At 32.5% G+C, this 23,097-nt stretch carries 22 protein-coding genes; 5 read left to right on the forward strand and 17 right to left on the reverse strand.

The features are described from left to right. Window positions 1-109: 109 nt before the first annotated feature. On the reverse strand, window positions 110-2,041 hold the full coding sequence (locus tag CACET_RS10390; RefSeq protein ID WP_044825110.1) for a sensor domain-containing diguanylate cyclase: 1,932 nt from the start codon (window positions 2,039-2,041) through the stop codon (window positions 110-112). A 253-nt stretch (window positions 2,042-2,294) separates the two neighbouring features. Between CACET_RS10390 and CACET_RS10395 the strand changes: the two genes are divergently transcribed. After that, on the forward strand, window positions 2,295-2,729 hold the full coding sequence (locus CACET_RS10395; protein WP_044825109.1) for a DUF2383 domain-containing protein: 435 nt from the start codon (window positions 2,295-2,297) through the stop codon (window positions 2,727-2,729). Between the two features lie 749 nt (window positions 2,730-3,478). Here CACET_RS10395 and CACET_RS20480 read toward each other — a convergent pair. The 10 genes from CACET_RS20480 to CACET_RS21115 all read right to left on the reverse strand — a co-directional run bounded on the left by CACET_RS20480 (window position 3,479) and on the right by CACET_RS21115 (window position 10,582). Next, window positions 3,479-3,820 (reverse strand): hypothetical protein, encoded by a 342-nt coding sequence (locus CACET_RS20480; protein ID WP_158386033.1) that lies wholly within the window; start codon window positions 3,818-3,820, stop codon window positions 3,479-3,481. Between the two features lie 23 nt (window positions 3,821-3,843). Further along, complete coding sequence (locus CACET_RS10400) at window positions 3,844-4,143, reverse strand: hypothetical protein (protein ID WP_044825108.1); 300 nt, start codon at window positions 4,141-4,143, stop codon at window positions 3,844-3,846. A 217-nt stretch (window positions 4,144-4,360) separates the two neighbouring features. Beyond that, window positions 4,361-6,181 carry a DUF2075 domain-containing protein gene (locus CACET_RS10405; RefSeq protein WP_052661459.1) on the reverse strand — a complete coding sequence of 607 codons (1,821 nt, stop codon included), beginning with the start codon at window positions 6,179-6,181 and terminating at the stop codon, window positions 4,361-4,363. A gap of 15 nt (window positions 6,182-6,196) precedes the next feature. After that, window positions 6,197-6,412 carry an HNH endonuclease signature motif containing protein gene (locus CACET_RS10410; protein ID WP_201774946.1) on the reverse strand — a complete coding sequence of 72 codons (216 nt, stop codon included), beginning with the start codon at window positions 6,410-6,412 and terminating at the stop codon, window positions 6,197-6,199. Window positions 6,413-6,677: 265 nt separating this feature from the next. Then, entirely contained in the window at window positions 6,678-7,385 is a 708-nt protein-coding gene (locus tag CACET_RS10415) for an ImmA/IrrE family metallo-endopeptidase (RefSeq protein WP_082058216.1), read from the reverse strand. 80 nt (window positions 7,386-7,465) lie between these two features. Next, the gene (locus CACET_RS10420; RefSeq protein ID WP_044825104.1) at window positions 7,466-7,909 is read right to left on the reverse strand and encodes a helix-turn-helix domain-containing protein; all 444 of its coding nucleotides are present in this window, start codon (window positions 7,907-7,909) and stop codon (window positions 7,466-7,468) included. After that, a complete protein-coding gene (locus tag CACET_RS10425; RefSeq protein ID WP_052661458.1) occupies window positions 7,906-8,244 on the reverse strand; it encodes a DUF4258 domain-containing protein in 339 nt (112 codons plus the stop codon). Before CACET_RS10425 ends, CACET_RS10420 begins: the two co-directional genes overlap by 4 nt. 1,116 nt (window positions 8,245-9,360) lie before the next feature. Next, entirely contained in the window at window positions 9,361-9,861 is a 501-nt protein-coding gene (locus CACET_RS10430) for a hypothetical protein (protein ID WP_044825103.1), read from the reverse strand. A 363-nt stretch (window positions 9,862-10,224) separates the two neighbouring features. Continuing rightward, window positions 10,225-10,506 (reverse strand): ATP-binding protein, encoded by a 282-nt coding sequence (locus CACET_RS19860; protein ID WP_278287074.1) that lies wholly within the window; start codon window positions 10,504-10,506, stop codon window positions 10,225-10,227. Beyond that, window positions 10,493-10,582 (reverse strand): hypothetical protein, encoded by a 90-nt coding sequence (locus CACET_RS21115; RefSeq protein ID WP_278287075.1) that lies wholly within the window; start codon window positions 10,580-10,582, stop codon window positions 10,493-10,495. Before CACET_RS21115 ends, CACET_RS19860 begins: the two co-directional genes overlap by 14 nt. Before the next feature lie 4 nt (window positions 10,583-10,586). Between CACET_RS21115 and CACET_RS10440 the strand changes: the two genes are divergently transcribed. The 4 genes from CACET_RS10440 (at window position 10,587) to CACET_RS21120 (ending at window position 11,917) form a co-directional block, all read left to right on the forward strand. Then, window positions 10,587-11,093: an ATP-binding protein gene (locus CACET_RS10440; protein ID WP_201774944.1), complete on the forward strand. Its 507-nt coding sequence runs from the start codon at window positions 10,587-10,589 to the stop codon at window positions 11,091-11,093. Beyond that, window positions 11,086-11,268, forward strand: coding sequence for a hypothetical protein (locus tag CACET_RS10445; protein WP_044825102.1), 183 nt, complete (start codon window positions 11,086-11,088; stop codon window positions 11,266-11,268). Before CACET_RS10440 ends, CACET_RS10445 begins: the two co-directional genes overlap by 8 nt. 99 nt (window positions 11,269-11,367) lie before the next feature. After that, window positions 11,368-11,661 (forward strand): ATP-binding protein, encoded by a 294-nt coding sequence (locus CACET_RS10450; RefSeq protein WP_278287105.1) that lies wholly within the window; start codon window positions 11,368-11,370, stop codon window positions 11,659-11,661. 97 nt (window positions 11,662-11,758) lie between these two features. Continuing rightward, a complete protein-coding gene (locus tag CACET_RS21120; protein WP_144414758.1) occupies window positions 11,759-11,917 on the forward strand; it encodes a transposase domain-containing protein in 159 nt (52 codons plus the stop codon). Window positions 11,918-12,445: 528 nt separating this feature from the next. Here CACET_RS21120 and CACET_RS10460 read toward each other — a convergent pair. The 6 genes from CACET_RS10460 to CACET_RS10485 form a co-directional block, all read right to left on the reverse strand. After that, entirely contained in the window at window positions 12,446-12,640 is a 195-nt protein-coding gene (locus tag CACET_RS10460; RefSeq protein ID WP_052661457.1) for a nucleotidyl transferase AbiEii/AbiGii toxin family protein, read from the reverse strand. After that, a complete protein-coding gene (locus CACET_RS10465; RefSeq protein WP_044825099.1) occupies window positions 12,637-13,230 on the reverse strand; it encodes a type IV toxin-antitoxin system AbiEi family antitoxin domain-containing protein in 594 nt (197 codons plus the stop codon). The genes CACET_RS10460 and CACET_RS10465 overlap by 4 nt, the downstream gene beginning before the upstream one ends. Window positions 13,231-13,529: 299 nt before the next feature. Next, window positions 13,530-18,641, reverse strand: a complete 5,112-nt coding sequence (locus tag CACET_RS10470; RefSeq protein ID WP_044825098.1) for a DNA translocase FtsK — start codon at window positions 18,639-18,641, stop codon at window positions 13,530-13,532. Then, complete coding sequence (locus CACET_RS10475) at window positions 18,638-20,209, reverse strand: hypothetical protein (protein ID WP_044825097.1); 1,572 nt, start codon at window positions 20,207-20,209, stop codon at window positions 18,638-18,640. The genes CACET_RS10470 and CACET_RS10475 overlap by 4 nt, the downstream gene beginning before the upstream one ends. 12 nt (window positions 20,210-20,221) lie before the next feature. Beyond that, complete coding sequence (locus tag CACET_RS10480) at window positions 20,222-21,904, reverse strand: hypothetical protein (RefSeq protein ID WP_044825096.1); 1,683 nt, start codon at window positions 21,902-21,904, stop codon at window positions 20,222-20,224. A gap of 28 nt (window positions 21,905-21,932) precedes the next feature. After that, window positions 21,933-23,087 (reverse strand): aminotransferase class V-fold PLP-dependent enzyme, encoded by a 1,155-nt coding sequence (locus tag CACET_RS10485; protein WP_044825095.1) that lies wholly within the window; start codon window positions 23,085-23,087, stop codon window positions 21,933-21,935. Window positions 23,088-23,097: the final 10 nt, after the last annotated feature.

The following is a 23,097-nucleotide window of genomic DNA, read 5'->3' on the forward strand; positions in this document are numbered from 1 at the left end:
GATTACTTAGTTTATTCTACTACCATTTATCATGGGGGAGAAACTTTCCAGCATCATTTTAAAGTTTGAAAATATATTGTCGAGGAAAAAATGTTTTGTATAGTTAACACTACAAAACATTTTCAGGCTTGGGGTTCTCTACACCCTTATATTCATAATTATTCCACATACAGGTTCTATTGCGACCTTGTTGCTTTGCTCTGTATAGTGCTTGATCTGCTTGATTTAACATATCAGTAGCCTGCCCTTGCTTATCAGGAATATCAGAAATGGCTCCTAAACTTATAGTTATTGTATCAGCAATTGCAGAAAACTCATGAGAAATCTTTATTTCTTTAACAAGAAGTCTTAGTTCTTCTGCAACTTCATAGGTCTCCTTAGAATCTTTGTTTAAGTAAAGTATAACAAATTCTTCTCCTCCATATCTGGCAATAAAACCATGATCATCTTGTTTTACTCTTTTATAAAGAAGATATGCTATTTTTTGCAGAGCTCTATCCCCTTCGATGTGTCCGTAGTTATCGTTATAGTTTTTAAAGAAATCAATATCACAGAAGATAATGGATAAACTTAACCCTTCTTCAAGTGCATAATGCCAATAATCCTCTAATTTGTCATTGAAACTTGTCCTATTGGGTATCCTTGTGAGGCCATCCAACATAGAAAGCTCATACAATCTTTTATTAGTAGCTTCAAGCTCCCTTGTTCTTTTCTCAACCAATTCCTCTAAACCTTGATTCATTTTAGATATTTCTTTAAGCATCCTGTCATTCTGAATCATTAAACTTTCTACTTTGCCAAATTCTCTATAAAGATGTAATATTAAAGCATATCCTAAAGAGAAAACATAGATATACATACCAATATGTATTTTGGTACTCACATCTATAACAGCATAAGTGATAATAATATCATGAATTGCCAAAGTAACTAAGATGATTTTGCCAACCAGTAACACATAGAAATCTATCAGAGATTTATCGTAGTTTTTTATTAATATTACGGACAGGTAGACTACATAAACGGTTTGTACTCCATTCGTATAAATCATTAGTTTATCATATATCTCATGGGGTAAGAAAAATATGCAGATCAGCATACTGCCAGCAAAAACTTTCCATTCTTTTATATATCTTACTGGGAAGTAATTGTTATATAATTCTCCTAGGAAAATTAAAACCATGGATATCCCAACGTAGCTAAAGCCTGCTTCTATTCTGTTTCCAATTTCCCAATTAAAGTCCTTGAAAACTTGAACAAGATAAATTTCATTGGTAATTAATGCTCTCACTAGGAAGATAAAGCATACAAAAGAAAAATATAATATGACCTTTTCTTTTCTTCTATTAAAATACAACAGTAAAAAAAGTATTCCTGATATAAAAAAGCTTCCTGCCATGAAAATATCTAAGGTTATTTGTTTTTCTCTAATATGATATAGATAATCAAATTCTCCTATTAATATAGACTTAGATATGCCTCCTCTGTAAAAATGATGATTCGTTATCTGCAGGACTATTTCATTCATACCTTTTTTAGGAGAAATCATAATTACTGTAGGTCTTCTATTAGGAATTTCATCTTCCCTGTTTAATCCAATTTCCCCATTAGTAGAAATCACTTCTCCATTTAACCATAGCTTATAGGCGGAATAAACAAAAGGCATTTTTACTGCAATCCATTGATTTTCTTCTAATTGGCTCATATCTATTTGGAAATATGCTCGGTAGGTAGCTACACCTCTTTCACTTAATGGTACTCCTTTATAGTCTCCTCCCTTCCACAACTGCGGCACAGTAAAGTACTCAATATCCGTCTCCTCTATTGCTGTAAATTCTGAAGGATCTATCAATTGGTTCCAATAAAACTCCCATTCTCCATCTAAGGCAATAGCACGATCATCTTCAACCCTCTCAATAATAATTTCTCCTTTTTTAACTTCACCTTGGTCCACATCAATTTTTAAAAAGTTTTTTGTCAATAATAACAAAAGTATAATAGCTAAAATAACCACACTAACTATTGCTTTAGTCCTTCTCATGTTCAACCCCCTAGACATATGCCTTTATCTGCATAGACACTATTCTATCTATTCTTTTATATATACTTTATCTCTTAGCAATCTCTTAGCACTATTAATAATTACGATATATTTCGACAAAAGAATTCCAATTCCTGCACTTTTTTTAAACTATCAGCACTTATATTGATACTACAGCAATGCTATTATAATGCTTCATGTTTTTGGGGAATACTACTTTAAAAGACATGAACTTTAGGAGGATATATTTCAAATGGATGAGCCAAATGTAAAAACTTTAAATGAATTACTAAAAGGTGAACACATGGCTATAGAGAGCTATGAGAGTGTTTTACCTACAGTTGAAAATCATAAAACAAGAGAAGAAATTAATACTATTTTGGAGGATCATAAGCAGCATGCCATGAGAATAACAGATCGCATTATAAGTCTAGGTGGCATACCTGAGGAATCTACAGGCATTGTAGGGATTATGTCTCAAACCAAGCTCAGGGCTGAAGGTATTTTAAGAAGTGACAAAAGTATGCTAACAAAGCTGTACGATGGAGAAGATCAAGGAATTGCTATGGTAGAAAAAATTATTCAAGGAGACTTAGACTCCACTAGTTCAGAAATGGTTCAAGATATTTTAGCAACTGATCATGATCACTTAAAGAAATTGCAGGAAATGATTAATTCTCAAAGCTAAATAGTATTTGGTAATTAATAAAAAAATGACACACTCTCACCACCTGTGCTAATACTTAGAGGTGGTGATTTCTTGTGGCCTCGGATTAAAGTTATTTATAACACAAGAAAAACTATCTAAATTTTAGATAGTTGAATTTACATGGTCTGGCTGACAGGACTTGAACCTGCGACCTCCAGACCCCCCAGTCTGTTCAGGTCGCTTTTTTCTTTTTTTATTAATTTATGCCTATTCCTGTTTTTGTTGAAATTTACACATTTCTTAAGATGTAAAAGAGTTCTCATTTTTATCAAATTTGCCTCATTTTCACCTTTTTCGTTAGCTTTTTGTTTGCAATGTTTGCAAAATGTTTGCAAAATGTTTGCAAAATGTTTGCAGTTTTTGGGGTTAGTTTTGGTTGAAGTTTAGTTTAATAGTAAAAATCTACTAAGTCAATTTAAAGGTATCATTAAGATAAATATCAGAATAAAATACTTGATCATTTTGTAGATGCTTTTTTGCATTAATTATTAAGCTTACTCAATTAATTTATAACAACCAATTTGTTAGACTCATACAACCTACTATAAAACACAAACAACCATTAGAATGGGTGATTTTTTCATCTATCGTACCCGTGTTTACAACGTCCCTAAACCGGACCCACATGGTCCTAGCTGCGCTCCCAGTGAAAGGGATGTGGTGCACTGATCTTTTCTCTCAATTACGGCTTCAAGCACCCTTATGCAAACACATTGTGAAGTGCCAAGCTATTGATCCTTGATAATTTTCTTGTATAGCTCGTTTAATTCAACATCTTTAGAGAATTCTTCAAAAAATTTACTATTCAAAACTTTGTCTTCATTCTCAATAAACTGGCTTAGTATCTTAGCTAGTTGTTTTTCTGGTATAATACCTGTACTACATTCTTTCAATATCATAATTAACTCTCCTAATACCGGGCTTCCCATTAATTGATCGGTGGTTATAGTTCCATCTGTGACTAATGTATTATGCCATAAGTCATAACTAGTTTTCTTAATAGCTGTTACGATTAAAATGCCGCATAAGTTGGAATATACATAAGAATATTCCGGATTACCATTCTCCAATAAAGAAACAAAAATACTTCGTTTTAAAAATGAAATTGGATGAAGTTGTGCATAATTAAGAAATGATAATTCATTTTATCTTTTAAATAGGGGATAAATATTTTCTCCGCAAAAATCTTTTCATGTTTAGAAAATAACTGTTCACACTCACCACATAGCAAATGCACCTTTAATCCATCTTGTACTCTTAAGCGAAAAGCATTGTTAGTATCTCTCAGAAAGCCTGTTGGTCCAGTTTTTTTAATCCAGTCAGTAACGAATTTTGGAATTATATGACTATTCTTGAGTTCGGCTTTTTTCTTACACAGTGCACATTCTTCCATAGTTTACCTCCAATATATTCCCCTTAATTTGTATTTCACATAACTTTAATACAGTGAAAATATTTATTATATTTCATTATAGCTGCTGCCACCCATACAGCATCTGTGACATTATTATATTTTTGCATATAGCTACCCCGCTTCATCAATTGTATTTTACTTTAAATCTAGATCTATTTAGCTTGCGCTATAGATACTTCAGTTTTATAGTCAACCTTTATAAGGCAGTAATTCCACTTTCTAAAAGCACTTCATATGTATCATCTAGCACTGTAGTGTCTGGAACAAAAACCACAAATCCATCCCTTCCTCTAGTCAATAAAACCCTATAACTGTTTAATCTTAGTTGACTTGGATCCTTTGCTTTAGCTCCTCTTTGCTCATATTTCCTCCAACCAGTTCCCTCCCAAAGCATATCTTCTCCCCAACAAACAATTGGCATATCTAGCTCTAACCCCTGACATGCAAATTCAGTGGCCACCCTATTCATTTTACAACATGACAGTTTATTATCTTCCCTATAGTTAAACCAAGGGCCTACCTCTAGTTGTTTTGTGGCATTAAAAGAATTCTCTACATGAAACTTAGGTAATATTTTAGCCTTAGAAGAAGCAAGCAGCCCATACCTTTTTTCAGGATTATTTAGATACCTATTTCTACAATAACGCTTTGCCTTTTTCAAATCTCTTGTCACATACATGTTGAAATCTTCTGAAATAATTTTTTCTGCTAAAACCTTAGCCCTTACGATATTTCCCTTTAAAAGCTCATTAGCCCATAGCGTAACATCCTCCGCAAGATGAGATCTTAATGTAATATTTAAATCTAATTCATCCACTTCTACTACTTCCGCAATATTTTTAAAAACATGGGATATCTTACTGGGGCACATAACCCTCCATTTGTTCCCACTTTTTTCAATAGCATCCTTCCACTGCTGAATTCCAACTTCCTCCCCATTATGTATCTCTTGACCCTCTCCAATCAGTCCAAGAAACACAGCCCAATCTGGAATCCTATCAGCAATATTAATGATTAAATCAGGCTCAGATAGGTTGATCCTATGCTTTTCTTGAACATGATCTAGATCCCACGCCCTTTGCGCTTCATCAAAAACCACAATATGTTCCTTAGGAATCCCTCTTTTCTCTACTCCATAATATTTAATATAATTCCTAAGAGGTTGAACAAAAACCTTGCTATCTAATGCATGCTGTAATACTTCCACTAAAGGACCATTTCCAGATAAAAAGATAGATTGTTTGCTGCTATCATCTTCAAAACACTCATAGACAAATTGTAGCCCCAATAATGTCTTACCCGCACCGGGAACCCCTGTTACTAGAGCTAAAACCCGCTCTTTTTTCTCTCTTGCCTTTTGCGCTATATCCTTTAGCACCTCAACTGCCTCCGGTATACCAGCACTATTTGCTCGCCTGATAGCAGGTAAAGGTTTCCTTTTATATAACTTTTTAGCTGCCTGAACTAACGTTGGCAATGGCTCATAACCAGAGTTCAGCCATTCCTCTGGATCATAATGAATACCATCAGCACTTAATCCATCAATGATCTCGCCTATTCTATCCGGTGAACATATAGTTACAGGGCCTATCTTACTCAATTTCCCCTTTGTTTTTGTGGGCATCAATAGAGCTGTTATGTTTTTATTATGAGAGATTTGATGATAACTCTTGATATCTCTCCCATAAGCTGCGGTTTGGTCTAAATCTGCTCTTGTAATAAAATCTTTTTCTTTAAATTCAACTATCACAACATGATTATGCATTAATACAATTAAATCTGGCCTTCTACCACCCTCATGGGGCAGTTCATATTCAAATATGAGATAGTAGTTTCTGTCTTTGTACTTATAGAAATTCGCTACCAACTTGTTATGACAATCAACCCATGCATTAATTTGACTATTACTTGGTGCCTCATGGCATAGTACTCTATAGTTCATGATCATTTCATTAAGCCATTGCTCTTTAGTTAAAAATAAAAAATCATAGATAAATCCTTTATAGCAACAGTTCATTTCCATTTAACCCCTTTACTGCACTTCATTTTCTCTATGCCACTTGATATAAGGTAGTTGCTCTCTTTTAAAATTTAACTTTATATCTTTATTGATGTTCAGTAATTCATATTCTCTCTTATCTATCTTATTTGAAATGTATATACTCCCATCATCATTAAATGATATAAAACCTTTATCAAATAATGCATCATGGGTAGGACATAATAACATACCATTATCAACATCCAGTCGCTCTTTATCACTACAGGTTTACAGTGGCTAGCAATGGATGGGGTTGGTTAGTTTTGAGGTTTTGGTGAGGTATAGTAGTGTAGAGGAGATAGGAAATCTATTTGAGGAATTTTATCGAATGAAATTAGATAAAAATAAAGATAAAGGATGATTTCTCCATCAGTTTTAGAGGAATTTTCCTTTATCTTCTTTTATAGAAACCTTCAAACATTTCTAAACCTCAGACTAAATACTACTGATAGTTTTACTCTTCTAAAGTTCATTAAAACAACTCAGCATAGTAATCGGAATCATTAGCTATTCTTAATATTGTAAATACTCTATTAAAATTAGGCTGATATAGTGATTCTTCTACGATCCTAAAATCATCTCTATTCTCATGGAACCATACATTACGATTTAAAATTCTTCTTACAATTTCATTGCTATATCTATGGCGTAGAAGTTCTTTGGCAGCCGATCTATGTATAATCCCTGGTTTTAAATTAAAGTCAAAACTTGGTGACTGTACTTGAATAATCTTTCTTCCATTACTGTAATAGACCAATGCAATCACCTTATCCTTGGTATTTGATATTACTTTTCTCGTCATTGCTCCTAAGGATACATGAAATTCCTGCGCCAACTCCTTTATTAGTTCTAGCGTGATATCTTTACCATCGATTTTAGGAAGTAATCTATTGGTTGGGATTAATAGTTCCGAAGCAAAAACATCTGCCTCATTCTCCTGAATATCACTTGAACTAAAATCCCCAATATTAGAACATGTACACATACTACTATGCCAAGGAATAAAAAAATGTCCTACTTCATGAGCTATAGAAAACCTTTGTCTTGGTACATACAAAACCTTTCCATTTATAATAATATTCTTTTTTCCTTGAGAAACAATCAAAAGTGCTTCGGCAGAGCTTATATTTTCATAATTTACCTTTATATCATAGGCTTGGCATACTTTTAAAATATCAATAGGAGGAGTTTAAATTTAATGATGAAAGAATATCCTGAGCATAAAGCCCAGGATTATTTTTATATAGATACATCATGCAATTATAGATATTTAGATATTATTTCAGTATCTTTTTTATCTAACTCTCCTGTTTTGCCTCTTGCAGCAATGCCGTATGCTTCTTCTCCATTCATGAAGGATTCTATATCCTTCCTAAGAAATCTCCATTCTCTCCCGAATTTATGGGCTTTTAATCTGCCATCTTTAATCATATTATATATTGTTTGATTACTGACCCTTAGTAAATCTGCTACCTCAGTTAAATTTAAAACATCAGGCTTCTGATCTTCATCTACCTCTACTAAGCTTTTGCTAAGCTTTTGTAGCATAATAGCATCTTTTCCTTCGATTGTAACCTCATTGCATTTTGGGCATACATACGCATTAATGCCATCTACAGTTAACTTATAAGTTCCCCATCCTGTATTAATGGATGTGGTTTTTTTCTCCATGTCGCTGTTACAGATATAACATTTCTTACTCATCGTTTATATCTCTCCCTTCTTTGCAGAACATTATCAATACACTCCCAAACTTCTTCTTTTGTTCTGCATACGGTAATAATTAAAGGAGTATCCAAAGCAGCAACAACAGTATAAATTTCTGGCTTTTTATCTGTTGCCTCCTGAAATAAAACTTTAATATCATTTATTCTTCTATCAGTTTGAAATTCTACGGTTTTTCCCTTTATAATACAGTCTAATACTTTATTAAAGTCGATTTTACGTTCTGTCATTCTTGCCATTGCATGTTCAGTAACATCAAAATCGCCTTCATTAATTTTTTTTCGAATCATTTTTTCAGCTAACTGTTCTATCATAAATTGTTACCTCTTCTTATCTATAGCATACACCTGAAAATAGGTTTTTACAATAAATTATTATAAATTATTATAAATTATTATAAAATAACATAAAATATTATAATATATATCATTCCTACAATATGCTTACAGGAATTCATACCCGCTAAGCAGGTAAACACCTAAGATACAAAGATTCCAATTGCTTATAAGTGTAAGAAAGGGATTAAATACAGTTGCTCTCCTCCAGAGAGAAGAAACACCCTTCCCTCTTCCGGCCCTTCTGTCTATCTCTGTATCCGTCAAATGCAGCCCACATAGATTTCAATACTAGGATCATGAGATAATACACCAAAGATATTAATCGGAGGTGTTTGTTTTTTTATGAAACTAAAAGAAAACAGATAAATTTGGATAAATCGTGTAAACGACTACAAATCCAGTAATCTTACTCAGAAAGCATAGTGTGAGCAAAATGCTCTTAAGACCATTACCTTTAGCTACTGGCTCAGACACCTTAATGAAACACCCAGCAGTGTTTCGGATAACTTGGCTTCTTAACCACCCTACAAAAGTCGCTAAATCCTTTATAGTAATTTCACCATAGGCCTTACCCTGCTCCTGTAAAAAATCAAAGTAAAGCTTCAAAGCATAGCAATAGGTTTTTTTGTGTATTACTTTTTGTAAGGGTATTTTGTGGAAGCATTTTTTTGTGTCTGGATCAACCGAAGGAAGTTTGTGGACCCCAGAGGTCCTTAGTGTGATGGCGGGATAAAATAAAAGATACAGGGGGTTGCCGATTAAGGTAACCCCCTGTATCTAGTGATTAAGCCATACTTTGCCACACTAATGATGTCAAATAGTATTTCACTTAAAATTGTCTCTAGTATGCTGAATCATACCAATATTTCTACTACGATGGGTTTTTACTCCCATATAGAAATTTATAATTGAACTTTTGTTGTCTTTCACCTGGTTTTAGCATGCGTTTACTTATTTTAAATTATCGAACTATAGTAAAAATGCTTACTTCTAATATACTATTTCTTAATGTTTACATAAGTATCAATTAATAAAAGCTACTAAAATTGATCTGTAAAGTTGTTAATTTGACTAAAACTTTCACATTATATTTTAATAAATGCCCAATTTAGCCCTGTCAACTTTATTCCAAATCCTTTCAGCTTCGCTAGCTGTTATATTGAATCTAATACTTGCATCTTGAAATACTTGTTTTGTGTATTTGTCTCCAGCATACCCGCCCTCTAAATCATCATAATAACTCCATCTATCCATAATATACTTCCATACTCTCTCTTCCTCATTAGTATAACCACCTGTATCAGAAGCATTAGCATATAATTCTTTGCTTACTTCTTCTAGATCTTTACCAAATTCATCTGTACCCAAATAACTTGCATCTTTCTCTTTAAATTTTTCAAGTGTATTCTCAACAGTAGCATCAATTTTTTTAATTTCTATATTTTTCCTTGGCTCACTTTGATCCAGTTTTTCATTTTGAAATAAAAAAAACACTACTATTGCCGATGTCAACATTCCCATGAGTATAGCTAGCCCAATTATCATAACGATTATTTTATTTGATACTTGATTGTTTTTCGTTTCTTTAGTCATATAAATATCCCCCATTTTTTTATTGACATGATTAATTCGGCAACATATTATACAGCATTGTTAACAAAATCCTATATAGATTTACGTCAATATATTGAATATAATAAGTCCAACAACTTTAAGGTAAAACAAAATGGGTTATTTCTTATTAGGAATACCTTATTAAATATTCTACATTTTCTACATTTTTCCTCCAAATTCTACAAATTTTTTAGTAGAATAAAAAGCCCTCAAAAAATAGTAATACTTGTTTTAACCCTAAGTGATTCCTAACTCTATGGAACCTTAGTTGGTAGATGGATGTTTTTGGCAAGTACCTTTTCTTGCACTTCGGAACTTAATTTTCCCAGCACCCCATTTCCATTATTGGGATTTCATGGTTGAGTGTGTTAGTCTGTGACTTGGACCTGTATAAACCAGCAAATGACTGTGGTGAACCAGCCTATCAATAATAGCACTGGTTAGTTTTTCATCATAAAAAATGCCATTCCACTTACTAAATTCTAGATTGGTTGTTATGATGACACTTCTCCTTTCATAGCATTCCGATATGACTTGGAACAGAAGTTGTGAGCCCTCCTTCTCGAAGGGGATATAACCCCATTCATCGCATATCAATAAATCTGTTTTTTCAATTACCCTCAAAAAAACGTTTCAGTTCACCCTTTGCCTTTGCTTCACTAAGTTGGTTCACCAGCGATGCGGTGCGGAAGAACTTCACTCTCTTGCCACTGCTGCAGGCTGCTACACCAATTGCAGTTGCAAGATGCGACTTTCCATTATGGAAAACTTTCTATAAAGGTAAGACCCATTGTTCCATAGCTTTAGGTATTAAAGCCTGCATGCAAGGTATGAATGTCAAATTCTATACGGCAGCGAATCTATCTAATGAACTGATTGAAGCCATGGAATACAAACGCCTCTTAAAACTTGAGAAGCAGCTTGCTAAGACAGATTTACTTATTATAGATGAAATGTCCTATTTAACATTTAACCTGCATCAATCAGAGCTATTATTCAAAGTAGTAGCTGACCGTGCAGAAAAAAGAAGTGTTGTTGTATCTACCAACCTAAAGTTTTCTGAATGGACCACCCTCTTTGAGAACGAAACAATGGTAGCTGCTTTGGTTGATAGACTAACATTCCGTTCACATGTACTGAATATGAATGGTCCATCATTTCGGAGTGATTATTCCAGAGAAAACCCAAAGGGAGGTTCAACAAATGACTAAAAAAGAACGTAAATATCTTGAAAACTTAGAAGAATGCTTTGAACAAGTAAAAAGTGCCTACAACGATGCAAAGCTTGAAATTAGTGAACTAACCGTATACATAGAAATGTTGGAAGAACTATGTAGACAGCATTCCATTGAAATTCCAGATTTTCAAGAACCATCATTCTTTTAATCAAATCACATAGTGGGACCATTACATGGTTTCCCTATATTAAGCCCCATAGTGGTAAACTTTTTGAGTAGCACTACTGGTAAACAAATTCAGTATCACGTGGTAAAAAAATTCATTGACATTCGCAATCTACTTATCTGTGACGAATGGGGCTATATCCCATTCGACGCAGAAGGATCCCAGCTGCTGTTTCAGGTTATTGCAGACTGCTATGAAAAGCGCAGTCTTATTATTACCACAAACATAGAGTTTAGCAAGTGGAATGGCATTTTCTATGATGACCAGCTCACCGCCGCTCTCATCGACAGGCTTGTTCATCATAGTCATTTAATTGTTTTTGGTCGAGATAGCTGGCGATTAAAGCACTCTTTGATGAAGCAGTCTAACAATTAAATACAATTTGGGGTGTTACACTTTTGCATTGCATTTCGTTACAGAAAGTGCTTGCAAAAAACATGATGGAGCTAAAGCAAGCGCATGTGTATATTCGTTGGTTGAAACGGCGAAAGCCAATGGACTTAACCCCTACAAATACCTAGAATTTCTTTTAACAAGGTTACCAGGATCTAATTATAAGACTAACTCAAACTCACTGGATCTAATGATGCCTTGGGATGAATTAATTCAAACAACGTGTAAAGCAGATTAAATACCTACAGGGATATCATACCGATATCCCTGTTATTATTCCATGCATCTTTTATTGTACGCTTACAATACTTAGAGGTGGTGACTTCTTGGGGCATTGGATTAAAGTTATTTATAACACAAAAAAACTATCTAAATTTTAGATAGTTGAATTTACATGGTCTGGCTGACAGGACTTGAACCTGCGACCTCCAGACCCCCAGTCTGTTCAGGTCGCTTTTTTCTTTTTTTATTAATTTATGCCTATTCCTGTTTTTGTTGAAATTTACACATTTATTGCAATATAAAAGAGTTCTCGTTTTTATCAAATTTGCCTCATTTTCACCTTTTTCGTTAGATTTTTGTTTGCAATGTTTGCAAAATGTTTGCAGTTTTTGGGGCTGATACTAGTGGAATTTCAATAGCAAAAGAACTGCAAAATTATTTAATCATCATCTACATCTATTAAACAGATATCAATAATAGCTTTCGATAAAGGCTCGATATTCAATGGATAATCTTTTATCGTTGCATCCATGTCCATTGTTGCTCAATTATCAATGCCTACGATAGCTGCAATCAACATACCGCCCTTAAGTATAAACTTATTCTTGTACTGTGATTTCGATAAACGCTCTAAGAACCTCTCAAACATATAGTTTTGAAGAACTACTTGAGCAGACATATCTTTTTGCTTAGCTAGATTTTTGATTCTAGCTTTTAAGCTCATCGCTTTATTGCTCATAGTAGTACCTCCATATAATTTTTAATTAATTTCTCGACCTTCAATTTTTTTGCATATTGTATAAGAAGTGCATAATCTGTAGATGTAAGCTTTATATACCTCTTTAATGCTTCATTTACAATTTGAATATCTATTTTATTTCTACTTCTTACAATATCACAAATTGTCCTTTCAACGTTATACACCTTGATCTTATTCCCAAAAGAAGTCATGCTATCAGTAATTCCTAATGAATGTAAATCATTTTTAATATAGTAGATTTTGAAGTTCTCACATATATTCTTAACAACTTTGTAGCTACTTGAAACAGTAGCAGAATACTCAAATGGCGTCCTATCAGTTAAATTATGTAGAAATAAAGCAGTTTCATGAGAATAGATTATTCTAGGATACTTACACTGCATATAGTACATTTCATCCTCAATTGTTTCAGGCGACACATATACACCTCTACTAACACGTTCCAGCTTTCCCATGTCAACAAGCTTTGATAAATATATCCTTGGAATATTTAAATCTTCTAGATCTGATGTTAATATAGTTCCATTTTTCTGTTTTATAAAATCTTCTAATTTTTCAAGGTAATTCATTTATATCACCTCTTTTACAAATATACTGATATCATATCCAATATCAGTATATTTGTAAACATTATTTTTGTGCAATATATTTAAAACCGTTGAAAAATATAGATTTTACGAAGCGAACCACTAATATGGAGAAGACTGCATGGTGGCCAGTGATGTTAATCTAATAAATAGAAAGAAAATCGATAGAATAATGTTATATAGAGATACTATATTATATTAATCTATCAATTTTCTTAACATTTTGTACCTAAGTTCTTTCTAACTTAGTACTAAATTCATTTCATAAATTAACATGGAATTTAATTTTCTTCAAAATACTTCAAAAGTGCTCTTCTTACTTTTTGTGTTAAAAATGGACTTTTGCCTCGTTCGATATTACCATAGCTTACCTTTGCAAGAAAATCTCCTTTTCCCGCTAACCGTTCAGCTCCATCTTGATCAATGATAACATTAGAAGCTATAGAATCAGCAGTTCTTAATGCTAACCGAGCTCCCAGGTTATTTCTGATATTTGTATTGATAACTTCTGCCTTTGGATGTTGTGTACACACAATTAGATGAATTCCAGCAGCTCTGGCTTTTTGTCCTATCCGAGTAATGGCGTTTTCTACTTTTTTAGCTAACTCTTTTTCTTGATTCATAAAGTCTGCAAATTCATCAAAAACCATCACTAGGCGAGGTAACTTTTTCCCTGTAACCTCTATATATTCATCTATATTTGTAACATACTCTTTAGAAAAGAGATTGTATCGTTTCTCCATCTCATCAACCATTTCATCTAAAACAACCACTGCTTTTTCAATATCTGTAATCACATCTTGGGTATGAATTTTCTGGCTATAGTAGCTAAACTCCACCTGCTTTGGATCAATAAAAACAAACTGTACTTGCTCTGGAGAATAAAGACACATTATCCCAAGGATTATTGAGTTTAACGATACACTTTTTCCGCTACCAGTAGTTCCTCCTACCAATAGATGAGGCGTTGTTGAATCAGCTAAATCAATATATATCGCTTTACTTAGAGGGTTTAATCCTAACGGAGCAATTAAGTTTGTTTCTTTAACTTTATCACCAATCTGCTCTCTCATCAGTGCCATAAATTGTTCAAAGTATATGGTATCAGGATCATCTCTAACTATATCTATATTGATCCTTCCTTTATAAATTTTTATAGTAGGTTCTTGGCTCGTTTCTAACCACAATTGAATGTCTTTGCTCCTGGATGTAAGTTTTTGATGAGATACAGTTGCAGGTATCTTTACAACAATTCTTATAACACCGGGACCAACAATCACATCTTCAACATCGATTTCGATGTTGTTTTTAGCAAAATTACTAATTAATTTGCTAGCATATTTTTTCTTTAATTGACTATAATCAGGAGCTTCTTTTGTTTCATAGTCTAGTGCTATCCCTTGTAAAGCCGCAACTTCAGGCTTTAAATCAAATTTTGTAACTATATCTTCGTCCTCTACTTCTTCATCAGGCTCTTTTCCGTCCTCATCGGTCTCTTTTTCTTTTAAAACATGTTCTTTATCTTCTTTTTCTTGGTTTCCATATTTTTTATCGTGGATTTCTTTTTTAAGTTCTGATTCGTCTGTTGTAAGCTCTTCTTGTTTTGTGTCCTCTGACTCTTTTGAATCAATATCTTTATCAGCTTTCTCTTCTTTCATCTGTAAATTTGCATTTTTTTCAAATACTTCTTTTTCTTCAAATAGAAAATCCTGTTCTAATTCCTCATAATCTGGTACAACTTCTTCTTTTGCACCTAATGCATGCAAAATATAATCTCTGGAGTAAATATTGTTCTTATATTTGCTTTGAATTAAATCTTGATATACTTCCGATTCTCCTTGTGAAAACTCATAATCCTTTAAATTTGATGTATAACAAAAGACATCAATAGATGTATCTATATTCACACGAATCTTATCCAAAGGTTTATCTTGCAAAATTTTTATCAACCTAGATTCTTCGAAACTATAAGCATCGCGCTCAACTATATAATGAACTAGCTCATCTTTCCAAAAACTAGCGTCTGGACTATCAGGATGAAAATTAAAAATATTATTATACAAAGTTTCTGCTGATTTAATCTGCTTGATCGCATCAATTCTCTCTGGTTCAAAAATTCGATGGTTTACGAACTTTAATTCTTTAATAGAAAAATTAATTATTAAAGTGTCTTCCTCATTTTTAATTCTAGTAATAACAAGGTCCGGTCTTCTATTTCTAGAACTAAACCACGGAAGTTCATCACAAAGAGACCATATTTCAAAATCAGTTTCTTTTTTAAGTTCTTGGTTTGCTTTAATCAATAAATAAGTAGCCAACATTTCATGAGCATACTTTCCAGGGCCAACGGCTTTTAGTACTAATGCCCCCGAAATTTCTTTCACTTCTTTTACAGCATTTAAAATACTTTCCTTTTTGACCCCTTCATTTTTCATTATTTCTTTTACTTTTCTTAAAAGCCGATCATGATATTCGTAATCTTTGATATTTTTGTTTAGTTTTTTAATGTACTTTGAAGAAGAAAGAATCAATTTGTAATTTTTATTCTTTCCTGCCTTGGATCGGTATTGAATGATTTGAGCTTTAGACGAAGTTTTTTGTAGTAAAGATTTGTCTAAAAAACGATCCATAATCATAATCCAATTAAACCGTTCATGTATATGATCAATTAAGTGGCTGCTAATATTATTAATAGTTATGGTGTTTTTCAACACAAATAACTCATTTTCATCTAACATCGCATGCTTTTGAACCATATATTGCATTTTATAAAAATACTCAAGAGATTTGGACATTTTTTCACTGATATAGGGAAGTCGTTTTATGGCCTCACTTTTCCTTAATGGCTCCACTTCCAATTTTTCAAACCAATTCAAAGATTCTTCTGGTCTAATTTTTTCAAAGGAAAACTGTACTTGATCAGACTGACCAAAGTAATCTGCTAAAACCACAATATCATTGTCAATCATGTATTCATCTACTTGTTCAAAAATTTCTTCCATCCTTTTTCCAGATAAAACCTTGACTTCAACATTTGGGAACTTCCGATCAATATCTGATTTAGAATATTCTTCTTTTCTTTTAATCCAATCATTAATTTCTTTATGAATTGATCCAGCATGTAGACTATGTACATTTAATCTTATTTTCTTTAAACTTTTAATCTTCTTAAAGAGTTCTTCAATGGACTTGATGATAATGTCTGAACTTTGACAGTAAAGAAACAAAATGTCTAAGCTATCTTTAGAATAAGGATAGACATTCAAATAGTTCTTAGAAGTCTTTACCAATTCTTCCGATAATTCTGTTGAAATATGATCTGTGCTATTCATTAATTCATTATTTAACACAAACTTCCCTTGTCCTAAGACCTCATTAATTTCAATCAAGAATTTCGAATCACTATCTAGTGCAAAATATCGTGGAGCCAGTTGCTTTAAGCTGTCTGTGACATAATCTAAATACTCAGTTTCCTTTTCTACAAACAACCGATCATCCATAGCTCTTTGTATCCAATCTTGCAATTTGTTTTGAATCTCTTGATACCTTTTTAGATAACTGATTAGTCGTATTGGATGAAAAATTGTCAAGGTTCTTTCTGTGATTAAACCTGTGCTTCCTTGATTATAGTTACACATATCAAGCGTCCCAATTTCCATTAATGGACTAAAAACTTGTTTTGTAATATGTACAGAGTCTTCAACACCTTTAAAGTAGGCTTCTATTCGATTTTCTATAGTATTGATATCTAAAGAAAAAACTCCATTTGAACAAGCTTCTTTCAAAACATCAGAATACCAAGTGGAGAACTCTTTGAAAGATATTAGTTGATTTTTCATCTCCTCATTTTGCTGAGCAGCTAGGAGACCAAGAGCATCACTTACTTTTTCAACTATTTCAATTTTTTCAACGGTTTCATCTTTATATTGCAACACCTTAGGAAGTTCATTTGCTTCAATGCTTTCTATAAAGCTGCCTAAATTACTCTCGGCTAAATTGATTAGTTTAAAAGACTTGTCTTTTAGTTTGTTGTTTTCATTATAAATTGTCAATGTAAAAGTAATCTCTTGACCTTTTTTACTTGCATCTTCTTCTATTATATTTTCCTCGTATCGAACTAAAGGCGCTTGTTTTTCAATATTTTTAATGTATATTTTCAAAAATCTTATTATATCACTCGGTAATTTGTTTTCATCTACAGTTAGCTTAAAATATGCATCTGATATTTCCTCTTCTTCAGCACATTCACTAAGTAACCCATAGCACTCATATAAAAGAGCTTTGTATAAATCTTCATACTCCGAGGGATTTCTCAATTTTTCAATCCTACGAATAATCATTGTTTTTAAACTTTTATCCTTATCTAGATCATCCTCAAAATTTTCATAAAAATCCTGAATATCATCAGGATTCTCGTTTTCTTCAATGGACTCGATACCCTCATCAATTATTTGTTTCTCATCTTTAGAACGTATATTGTACTCTAAAGCATCTTTAATTCTGTCTTTTATCTTTGTTTTTTCTTTAAAATTAAAGATTTCTTCGATTGTTTCAAAATCGTAATATAAAAGTCGTCGATTCTCTTTATTTATAAAACTCAATGCTATTTCTCTAAAGCTCTCAGGGGTTATAAGTTGCCAAATGTCATGAGGATATTCGTTTATTTCCTCATTATCCAAGAAAGTATAAATTTTTTCTTTTAATTTTTCGACATCTCCATTTTTCCTGATTAAGTTTGCCAAAGTAAAATTTCTTCTTAATCTTTTTACGTTAGAATCTTCAACAATGAGATGTTGATCTACAAAAAGATTCAAAATTGGTAAGTTTTTTTGAATGCTTTTTACCATCGAGTTTTCTGTATTATTAACTAAAGCTGCAGTGAACTCAACTAAAGTTCGTAACTGAGGCTCAGAAAGCTGATTATACATTTTAACGAACTGTTGGATATCTTCAATTTCCTCTAAAACTAATTTGTACTCTTCCGATAAAACTCCATAAAGTTCTTGAATTCCTAGGTTTGATAGCAAAAAGGCCTCATCAATTGAAAAAAGATTTTCTAAACTTTGTGCTTCGGGGGCTATATCATTGATTAATATAATAAGAGCTTCGTTGACTTTAGTATTATTTCTCAACCAAATGCTTGTCTCATGTTCTCTTAAATGAAAGTCTTCATATCCTTCAATAGGCTTTATTAGTCGAACTATTGGCGTATAATAAGTATTTAGTTTAGCTTTTTCTTGTTTAAAAATATCTAAAAAACTTTTTAGTTCATCATCTAATAATCCACTAATCTTAATGAATAATTTCGGAGTATTTTCATTTTTCTGTTCTTTGAAGTATTTACATAATACTTTCGTTATCCATTTGCTTAGAATTTTTTCTTTTGTATTCATCCGTTCACCCCATTTTTAGCGCATTTATATGGATTTCGGATCATAGCTGTAGCATCTGAATATTCAACCAATAATCCATTTTGTTGTAGTTTGCTTCGTAAAGATTGTTCGTTTCTTTGAAAGTAGCGAACATTCAACTTAGATTCTTCATATAGCCCAGATTTCTTTGCTTGAACTTCTCCTATAATAATTCCGTATTTTTCATATAGCTGTTCCATGAAATCACTAAATTCAATAGATCTATCCGGTGCAACATTACTAAACACTAAAATTTTTAAAAAATTATCGGTCAAAAAATAACGATAATTCGTGCCCGTACGAAATCCTCCTAAACCACCATCTCTAACTAAGCCACGCATGATTGGGATTTGGTGTTTTTTTAGTTGATCATCAATAATATCCTTTACAACAATAAATAATTTATTTTTTATATCATCATAATCTTTACATTTTTCTAAAACTTTAATCGCTCGTTCTTTTGTTTTTTTATGAAGATTTCCTAAATTTAATAACTGAAAAAAAGCATATCCATCATCTTTTTTCCAATTTTCAAGGTTTTCTTCTACGTATTCTGAGTTTTGAATTTTTTCGTCAAAGATTTTTTTAAAGGTTTGTTCGTATTTATTTTTAATCAATAACTCGTTTTTCGAAAATGATTCAGAAGATAGCTTCATAATTTGTTGAATCTGACCATCCATTGCATCTATAAATAATCGCGTTTGCTTCTCAGAATTCACTCTATCTAGAAGGTACCTCATTATTTGAAATGTGACTAAGCTATTCATCAAATTAAACATTTCGTACATCTCAATATTCAGGTTTATTAAGTTGTTAAATTCCTTAGCAAAACTTTCAAATAATATTACGTCAACATTCTCTGGTAAGTAAGGATGTGGGTCATTTTCTCTTACTTTTAAAGGTGCTCTTTTATCATCTTGTTGTGAGTCATAATCGATTGCGCTGGTAATAGACTTTACTATGGTTTCAATTGGCTTGTTTTTAGAAAGTAGTTCACTAAGTCGATTTTCAATAGAAACTTTTAATTCTGGATGTTTTTGAGTTCCCATAGAGAGCATTAGATAGTATAACTCTCCTCCTCTAGCAAAAAAGTTTCTTTCATAGCCAATGCTATCGCCTTTTTTTCGAACCTCAAAAAATAAAAGAGATTCATGTAGCGGGTATAATGTTTTGGCATACCAAGACCTATTTGTGGGCTTTCCACTTGCATCATAAATAGTTACTTCCAAGTTTCTAAAAAATTCTTTTATCACATCAATTTTATCAGTGTCGTCAATGGCTTCTATTAGCTTTTTCCGCTCTTCTTTATTTAATTGGATAATTTCGTTGGCTCGACCTTCTTTAGACCCTTCAAAAACAAATCTTCGAAAACCAGTCATTTTTTTTCTTTTATAGGATTCAGCATCCAAAGTATACTCGGTACCTGCCATAACATTCAAGAATTCCAGGACATATTCTGGACCTCTTTGACCATCCATAAAACGATGTCCCCAAACACTTTCCGATAGCTTTGAAGAAAAGCTTGTCTTCTCAGTTTCTTTTACCGTCAATTGAAATCCCCCTTATAAATTAATTTGATCTTCTACATATAGTCCGCTGTCTTTATCAAACCGTAGAACATTTAACACATATTCTTCTGGTTCACTAATTTTCAAGAGTTCATTTTTAAAAGTATCGATCAAAATATGCGTTTCTTCACTTAGTAGATTATAAGTTCCCCCACTATTGACTCTCATTAAATACTCAAAAATATATAAATTCATTGGCAAAGATACTTCTTGATTTACTTCTAAAGTAAACTTAGATGGCTTAAAATCAATATCTTCTCTAAACGACTGATCTTTAATTTCTACTTGTTTTCCTTTAAATTCATCATAAATCATTAAATCTTGACTTGTAGCAAATAATACATTTTTGGTCTGTTTAACAAGTCTATTCGTAAAAGAACGGTTCAAACCATTTATCAACTTAGTTCGTATAAGGGATTTCATTTTATCATTCGAAAACAAATCTTCGTATTGAGTTAAATGTTGAAATGGCAATAGTAACATACGATCCATCTCAATTTCATCGGGAACTTCGAAATAAAACTTTCGTCTTAACTTGCTTACCCATTGATCTATAAAGTCACTATCTGCTACACCATTATGATCTCTATATCTTTTCAGTTTTCTAGAAAAGTATCCATAGCTCATATCCAATTCTTTATTAAAAAGATTTTTATGATACTGTTCGCATTTTTCATCTCCGCTAATATCACCATTTATAATGAAATCATCAATCTCAGATTGAGAAGAAATACCAGGATCAATGATTCGAAAAGCTTTAATCGCTTTCATCTCTGCAAAAGCATTTGAGTTTACATTATAACCATAAAAATTTTCATAGTATACTTTGTTGGATTGTTCCGATAGTTCTTTGTATTGAGCTTCATGAATATTATCACAAACGAGTCCTCCAGTTAAAGTGAAACCTAGATGTATTAATAGTTCTCGCATGGTAACATGGATGTCTAAATAATCTAATATCCGATATTGCTCTAGTATCCTATTCTTAGTCTCATCCCTAGATGTTCTTATATGATTAAGGTAAATAATACAGCTTTCTTTTTTTCCACATTCCAAGCAAACCTCCCAGTTTTCTTCACAATTCCAATGGTCCAAAATAGCTTTGACATAAACCGATGAGGTAATATCTAATAAATTAATTACGCTAAATTTTTCATCATTCCTTCTATGATCTTTAAATCTTAATCCTACTTCTTCTCGTAATTTTTTTAACTCATCGTAATTTGATAGAAACTTTGTCAGCTTTCCTTCGTTTGCAGCAATTAAAAAATATAACTTTCTACTATTATCAGATAAAGTTTCTTGTAATTCTTTTAACTGTTGAAAAATCACATCATCTCTTAACTCTGAGAGGTCTTTTACAATTCTTAAGGTCCCAAATTGAAAATCAATATCGATAATTCCTTTTTCCGGCCAGTCACCTAGTTTTTCATTCCTAAGATCATCATGTATTACACGGCATAATCTAGTTTTACCGTCTCCTGCATTCCCTGTTAATATTACACTTCGTGGATTGTTATGATAAAAAGAAAGAAGTTGCTCTTGCACTTTTGTATCTATCGTAAAACTGTACTTAGAAAATTCGTTATCTACTGTATATTCATCGTAAATTTTTGAATGGTTAGGAGATAGTATATTAAACTGATCTAAGTAATTAACAAAATTATTTTTTTTCAACTCTAATCACCCCATATAATAGTCATCTTTAACCAAACTCAATTGCACCTAACACTTCTTCAATTCTACTTATGTCTTCCTCTGTGTTGAAATATCCTAAACTAAATCGTACGGTTCCACCTGGTGATGTGTTTAAGAACTTATGAGCATCCGGTGCACAATGTAGTCCAGTTCTAACTGCAATTTCATTTTGGTTCAGTATCTCTCCGATACGATCAGCTGGTATATCTCTAAAGGTACATGATATTACTCCAATATGATTGTCTAAATCATTATTTAAGTATAAATTAGTATCAAAGCTCCTTAAAACTTCAACTAACTTATTTGTCAATACCCTCTCTTTTTTATAGATTTCCTTAATCCCTTCTTTGTTTATCCATTTTAGTGCAGCGTTTAATCCTGAGATTGCATGAATATTAGGACTTCCTACTTCAAACCTATGGGGTATTGTGCCTGGTAGACTTAAACTTGCTGAATCAACCCCTGTCCCTCCATAAAGTAATGGCTTAAGGTAAGACCGTTCATCAATGATAAAACCAGCTATCCCTAAGGGTCCATATAATGTCTTATGTCCTGCAAAGATCATATAATCTACTGATAACTTCATCATATCAATTTCAATTAGTCCAGCTGTTTGGGCACAGTCCACCACTACTTCCGCTTGATAGGATTTCGCCATCTTAGCAATTTCAGCTATAGGTGTGATCAATCCACAGACATTGCTAGCATGATTCATAATAACCACGTCCGGCTTCTTTTCTTGAAATTGTGTACGAATTCCTTCCACGTCATAAGATAGGCTCTTAGAGTCAGTATTTAGATAATTTAAGTTGAGCCCAAATCTTTTCTGTAGTTCATGTAAACATCGCAATACGCCATTGTGTTCAAAGTGAGTAATATAAACATTTTCTCCCCCTTGCCAGTTGATCCCTTGAAGAATAACATTAATAGCTTCTGTAGCAGTGCTAGTGAATACTACCCTTTTATTAGGAGGACAGTTAAATAACTTACATAGCAGTTCTCTTGTCTCCTGCACTAATATAGATGCTTGACTTGCAAGGTCATATTGTCCTCTTCCCACATTGACTCCATTAGTTCTGTAAAATTTATCCATAATTTCATAAACCGATGATGGTTTAGGAAAAGTTGTTGCTGCATTATCAAAATAAATTTTTTTCGACATATATTCCCCC

This window comes from Clostridium aceticum (assembly GCF_001042715.1).
GTDB classification, from domain to species: domain Bacteria; phylum Bacillota; class Clostridia; order Peptostreptococcales; family Natronincolaceae; genus Andreesenella; species Andreesenella acetica.

Bases quoted from the DNA above. Each gene is read 5' to 3' on its own strand.
- CACET_RS10390 (WP_044825110.1), bottom strand. From the start codon at position 2,041: ATGAGAAGGACTAAAGCAATAGTTAGTGTGGTTATTTTAGCTATTATA.
- CACET_RS10395 (WP_044825109.1), top strand. From the start codon at position 2,295: ATGGATGAGCCAAATGTAAAAACTTTAAATGAATTACTAAAAGGTGAA.
- CACET_RS10400 (WP_044825108.1), bottom strand. From the start codon at position 4,143: ATGGAAGAATGTGCACTGTGTAAGAAAAAAGCCGAACTCAAGAATAGT.
- CACET_RS10405 (WP_052661459.1), bottom strand. From the start codon at position 6,181: ATGAACTGTTGCTATAAAGGATTTATCTATGATTTTTTATTTTTAACT.
- CACET_RS10420 (WP_044825104.1), bottom strand. From the start codon at position 7,909: ATGAGTAAGAAATGTTATATCTGTAACAGCGACATGGAGAAAAAAACC.
- CACET_RS10425 (WP_052661458.1), bottom strand. From the start codon at position 8,244: ATGATAGAACAGTTAGCTGAAAAAATGATTCGAAAAAAAATTAATGAA.
- CACET_RS10430 (WP_044825103.1), bottom strand. From the start codon at position 9,861: ATGACTAAAGAAACGAAAAACAATCAAGTATCAAATAAAATAATCGTT.
- CACET_RS10445 (WP_044825102.1), top strand. From the start codon at position 11,086: ATGACTAAAAAAGAACGTAAATATCTTGAAAACTTAGAAGAATGCTTT.
- CACET_RS10460 (WP_052661457.1), bottom strand. From the start codon at position 12,640: ATGAGCAATAAAGCGATGAGCTTAAAAGCTAGAATCAAAAATCTAGCT.
- CACET_RS10465 (WP_044825099.1), bottom strand. From the start codon at position 13,230: ATGAATTACCTTGAAAAATTAGAAGATTTTATAAAACAGAAAAATGGA.
- CACET_RS10470 (WP_044825098.1), bottom strand. From the start codon at position 18,641: ATGAATACAAAAGAAAAAATTCTAAGCAAATGGATAACGAAAGTATTA.
- CACET_RS10485 (WP_044825095.1), bottom strand. From the start codon at position 23,087: ATGTCGAAAAAAATTTATTTTGATAATGCAGCAACAACTTTTCCTAAA.